This is a genomic window from Mesorhizobium sp. M2A.F.Ca.ET.042.01.1.1 (genome assembly GCF_003997405.1).
GTDB lineage: Bacteria > Pseudomonadota > Alphaproteobacteria > Rhizobiales > Rhizobiaceae > Mesorhizobium.
Window position 1 is genome coordinate 1 of record NZ_RZRX01000365.1, and the last position, 4,459, is coordinate 4,459.

At 64.8% G+C, this 4,459-nt stretch carries 5 protein-coding genes; 1 reads left to right on the forward strand and 4 read right to left on the reverse strand.

From position 1 onward, the window contains the following. Positions 1-22 precede the first annotated feature (22 nt). The gene (locus tag EOA23_RS31815; RefSeq protein WP_042641067.1) at positions 23-448 is read right to left on the reverse strand and encodes an Hsp20 family protein; all 426 of its coding nucleotides are present in this window, start codon (positions 446-448) and stop codon (positions 23-25) included. A 244-nt stretch (positions 449-692) separates the two neighbouring features. On the opposite strand from EOA23_RS31815, the gene EOA23_RS31820 reads away from it, so the two are divergent. Then, a complete protein-coding gene (locus tag EOA23_RS31820; protein WP_126064376.1) occupies positions 693-1,634 on the forward strand; it encodes a nucleoside hydrolase in 942 nt (313 codons plus the stop codon). Between the two features lie 165 nt (positions 1,635-1,799). On the opposite strand, the gene EOA23_RS31825 is transcribed toward EOA23_RS31820, so the two are convergent. From EOA23_RS31825 to EOA23_RS31835, 3 genes are all read right to left on the reverse strand, one after another. After that, complete coding sequence (locus EOA23_RS31825) at positions 1,800-2,414, reverse strand: LysE family translocator (protein WP_127307005.1); 615 nt, start codon at positions 2,412-2,414, stop codon at positions 1,800-1,802. Between the two features lie 95 nt (positions 2,415-2,509). Then, on the reverse strand, positions 2,510-3,961 hold the full coding sequence (locus tag EOA23_RS31830; RefSeq protein ID WP_127307006.1) for an amidase: 1,452 nt from the start codon (positions 3,959-3,961) through the stop codon (positions 2,510-2,512). A 2-nt stretch (positions 3,962-3,963) separates the two neighbouring features. Next, the coding region (locus EOA23_RS31835) for a PfkB family carbohydrate kinase (protein ID WP_245474409.1) at positions 3,964-4,459 on the reverse strand (496 nt) is incomplete at its 5' end.

Below are 4,459 nucleotides of genomic sequence, written 5' to 3' on the forward strand. Positions count from 1 at the left end.
CGCATAGAGCCATCGGCGAAGGTCAGTCTTTCACCGATATGTTTATTTTCCGTACCAGCCGCTCGGCCTCCGGCCGATCGAGATCGATCGACAGCAGGCCGTTCTTCAACTCGGCCGCTATCACCCGCATGCCGTCGGCCAGCACGAAACAGCGCTGGAACTGGCGCGCGGCGATGCCGCGGTGCAGGAATTCGCGCTCGGTGTCGTCGGTCTGGCGACCGCGCACGATCAGCTGGTTTTCCTCCGTGGTGACATCGAGATCGCTCTCGGCGAAACCGGCAACGGCCAATGTGATGCGCAGCCTTTCGGCCTTGCCGTCCGCGGCGCTGAGGCGTTCGATGTTGTACGGCGGATAGCTGTCGCCGGTCTTCGCCAGACGCTCCAGCGTCTTTTCCATGGCATCGAAGCCCAGAAGAAGCGGGCTGGAGAAGGGCGTCATTCGACTCATTGTTACACTGTCCTCTGAAGAGCGACACAAACTGGAAAAACCCGGATGGCATTTTTCCCGATGGTCTTGATATGGTCCGCCGCGCGATCAAGTTCAAGCCACTGAAATCAGGATGACGTTTCGTTGAACCGCCATCCTGTTTCAGCTTCTCGTTGGAGCATGATCTTGTCCGAAAACCGGTTCCCACTTTTTCGGGATCATGCTCGAAACCCCGCCCAAAAAGACTCCCCAAAAAGGAATTGAAATGCCCCAGTCCAGAAAGATCATCATCGACACGGATCCCGGCCAGGACGATGCCGTCGCCATATTGCTGGCGCTCGGCAGTTCCGAGCTGGAGATCGTCGGCATCACCGCGGTTGCCGGCAACGTGCCGCTAAAGCTGACCCAGAACAACGCCCGCAAGATCTGCGAATTGGCCGGCCGGCCCGACATCAAGGTCTATGCCGGCGCCATCCGCCCGCTGACGCGCGAGTTGGTCACCGCCGAGGAAGTGCATGGCAAGACGGGCCTCAATGGCCCGCAGCTGCCTGAGCCCACCATGCCGTTGCAGGAACAGTACGCCGTCGATTTCATCGTCGAGACGCTGATGCGCGAGGAAAGCGGCACGATCACGCTGTGCCCGCTCGGACCGCTCACCAACATCGCGCTGGCGCTGATCCGCGAGCCCAGGATCGCGCCCCGCATCAAGGAAATCGTCCTGATGGGCGGTGGCTTCTTCGAGGGCGGCAATGTCACCCCGGCCGCCGAATTCAACATCTATGTGGACCCGCAGGCCGCCGATCTGGTGTTCAAATCAGGCATCCCGATCGTGATGATGCCGCTCGACGTCACCCACAAGGCGCTGACCTCGTCAAAGCGCATACAGGCTTTCCGCCAGCTCGGCACCAAGGTCGGCACCGCGACCGCCGAGATGCTGGAGTTCTTCGAACGCTATGACGAGGAGAAATACGGCACCGATGGCGGGCCGCTGCACGATCCGTGCGTGATCGCCTATCTCCTCAAACCGGAACTGTTCAAAGGCCGCCGCTGCAATGTCAGCGTGGAGACCGCGTCGGAACTCACCATGGGCATGACGGTGATCGACTGGTGGGGTGTCACCAAGCGGGAAAAGAATGCCACCGTGATGCGCGACATCGACCATGACGGCTTCTTCGCGCTGTTGGTGGAGCGGCTGGGGCGGTTGTAGCACCTCTTCCTTCCCCCCTTGTGGGGGAAGGTGGCCTCGCGAAGCGAGGTCGGATGAGGGGTGCTCCAGGGAAAGCCCACGCCTCACTCCGCTGGAACACCCCTCATCCGTCTCGGCGCTGCGCGCCGATCCACCTTCTCCCACAAGGGGAGAAGGGGAAGACTGTTACTTCGCCTTCGAAAACGCCAGCCAGAGGCCACCGCCAACGAGAAAACTGCCGCTGATGCGTGACATCAGCCTGACGCGGCTGGCCGACAGCAGGCGTCCTGCGCGGCCGGCGGCAAGGGCGTAGGTCGAGTCCGACATGGCGGCGAAGATCATCGCCGTCAGGCCCATGACCACGATCTGCAGCGTGTAATTGCCCTGCGGTGCGATAAACTGCGGGAAGAAGGCGCCGAAGAACACCAAGGTCTTCGGATTGCTGATCGCCACGAGAAAGCCTTGCAGGAAGAAGCCGCCGCGCGGCTTCTTCGCCGACCCGTCCGGGTTCAGCGCGCCTTTTGCGCGAAACATCTGGATGCCCATCCAGATCAGGTAGGCGGCGCCGATCAGCCGCACCCATTCGAACCAGTGGCCCATGCCGGCGATCAGCGTATTGAGGCCGATGCCGACGATGGCGATCATGATGGCGAGCCCGGCCTGCGTGCCGGCGACATTGGCCAAGCCCGCGCGCGAGCCGTGGCGGATGCTGTTGGCGATGATCAGCGTGACGGTCGGGCCCGGCACCAGGATGATGACGATGCAGGCGACGACATAGGTTGCGTAGAGTTCCAGCGACATGATTCTTGCCTCGAACAGGACGGCGCCGATTTGGGCGGAGCGCGATCAATGCACGGGATTGGCGTTGGCGCAAGCTGACCGGGCAGGGCGGCCCGTCACGCGGCCCCCACCGGCCAGGGCAGCGTCGCCTCGTAGGCGGCGCCGGCCTTGAGCACGGCGAGGTCGCCGCGCGGGCGACCGATCAATTGCATGCCCATCGGCCGGCCCTTTGCGTCGAAGCCGGCCGGCACGTTGAGCGCCGGGCAGCCGCCCAGCGTTGCAAAGGCGGAGACCTGCATCCACCGATGATAGCTGTCCATGGTCCGCCCCGCGACCTCGCGCGGCCAGTGGGTGGTTACGTCGAACGGGAAGACCTGCGCGGTCGGGAGCGCGATGAGGTCGAAGCGCTCGAACAGCGAAAGCAGCGTGCGATGCCACGCGGTGCGCTGGACGCTGGCGGCGTGGATCTGCGGCGCGGTAAGGCGTATCGCCTGTTCCACTTCCCAGACGGCCTCAGGCTTCAGAAGCCTACGCTTTTCCGGGTCATCGTAATGCGCTTTCAAGCCGCAGCCGCTGCTTGCCTGGCGCAAGGTGACGAAAGCCTGCCACAACGCCTCGAAATCGACATCCGGCACCAGCGCTTCGCTGGGGAACGACGCGTCCGCAAAGCGGGCAAGCGCGGTCTCGCAGAGGTCGAGCACGCCCGGTTCCGTCGGCAGATGGCCGCCGAGATCGCCCAGCCAGGCGACGCGGCCGCCGGAGGCTTTCGTCCCCAAGCCGTCGAGGAACGAGCCCTCCTTGCCATAGGACAAGGGCGCCTGCGGATGATAGCCCGCCTGTTCGTCGAGCAACAGCGCGATGTCGCGCACGCTGCGGCCCATCGGTCCCTCGACGCCCATTTGCGAATAGAAGACGTCGATGTCGGGGCCGGCGGGCACAAGCCCCTGCGAGGGACGGAAGCCGTAGACATTGTTGTAGGCGGCCGGATTGCGCAGCGAGCCGCCGAAGTCGCTGCCGTCGGCGACCGGCAGCATGTCGAGCGCCAGTGCCACCGCCGTGCCGCCGCTCGAGCCGCCGGCGGTCAGCGCCGGGTCGAAGGCGTTGAGCGTCGGCCCGAAGACCGGATTGTAGGTGTTGGAGCCAAGGCCGAATTCCGGAACATTGGTCTTGCCGATGATGATGGCGCCGGCCTTTCGGATGCGCTCGACGAAGAAGTCGTCCGTGTCAGGGATGAAATCGGCGAAGATCGGCGAGCCGAACGTGGTTCTGAGCCCCTTGGTCAGGGCGAGGTCTTTGATGGCGATCGGCAGGCCGAACAGCGATCCGGCCTCGCCGCCGCGGGCCAGATGAGCATCGGCGTTGTCGGCCTCGGCCAGGATGTCGGCGCGCTCGCGCGGCGAGACGATCGCATTGACCAGCGGGTTGACGGCCTCGATGCGGTCAAGGAAAGCGCTGACGACTTCACACACCGACAATTGCCGTTGCCTGATCCTGTCGGCGAGCTCGACGGCGGAGAGACGGCAGATATCGCCGGCCGGCGGCAGGGCGTGCTTGGTGACGGGACGCATGCTTAACGCGTTCCCGCCAAGGCAGCGTCGACATCCTTGCCGAGCGGGATCGCCGGCTGCGCGCCGGGTTTCAGGCAGGCGAGCGAGCCGGCTGCGGCGGCACGGGTGATTGCGTCCTGAAGAGACAGGCCGGACGACAGGCCGGCGCCGAAATAGCCGCAGAAGGTGTCGCCGGCGCCGACCGTGTCGACCGGCGTGATCTTGAGCGCCGGAACGGTGAGGAAATCATCGGGCGTGGCGGCCAGCACGCCGTCGCCGCCGAGCGTAACGACGATGGCGCGGCCGGTTTTTTGGGCATAGTCGCGCATGCGGGCAGGGCGGTCGCGCCCGGAAAGCGACAGCGCCTCGCCGTAGAGATCGAATTCGGTCTCGTTGGCGACCGCATAGTCCGCCCTGCCGAGGAAACCGGCTGCTTCGGCACGGAAGGGGGCGGTGTTGAGCACGCTGACGGCGCCCGCCGCGCGCGCCGCGTCGAGCGCGGCTTCTACCGTCTGCAGC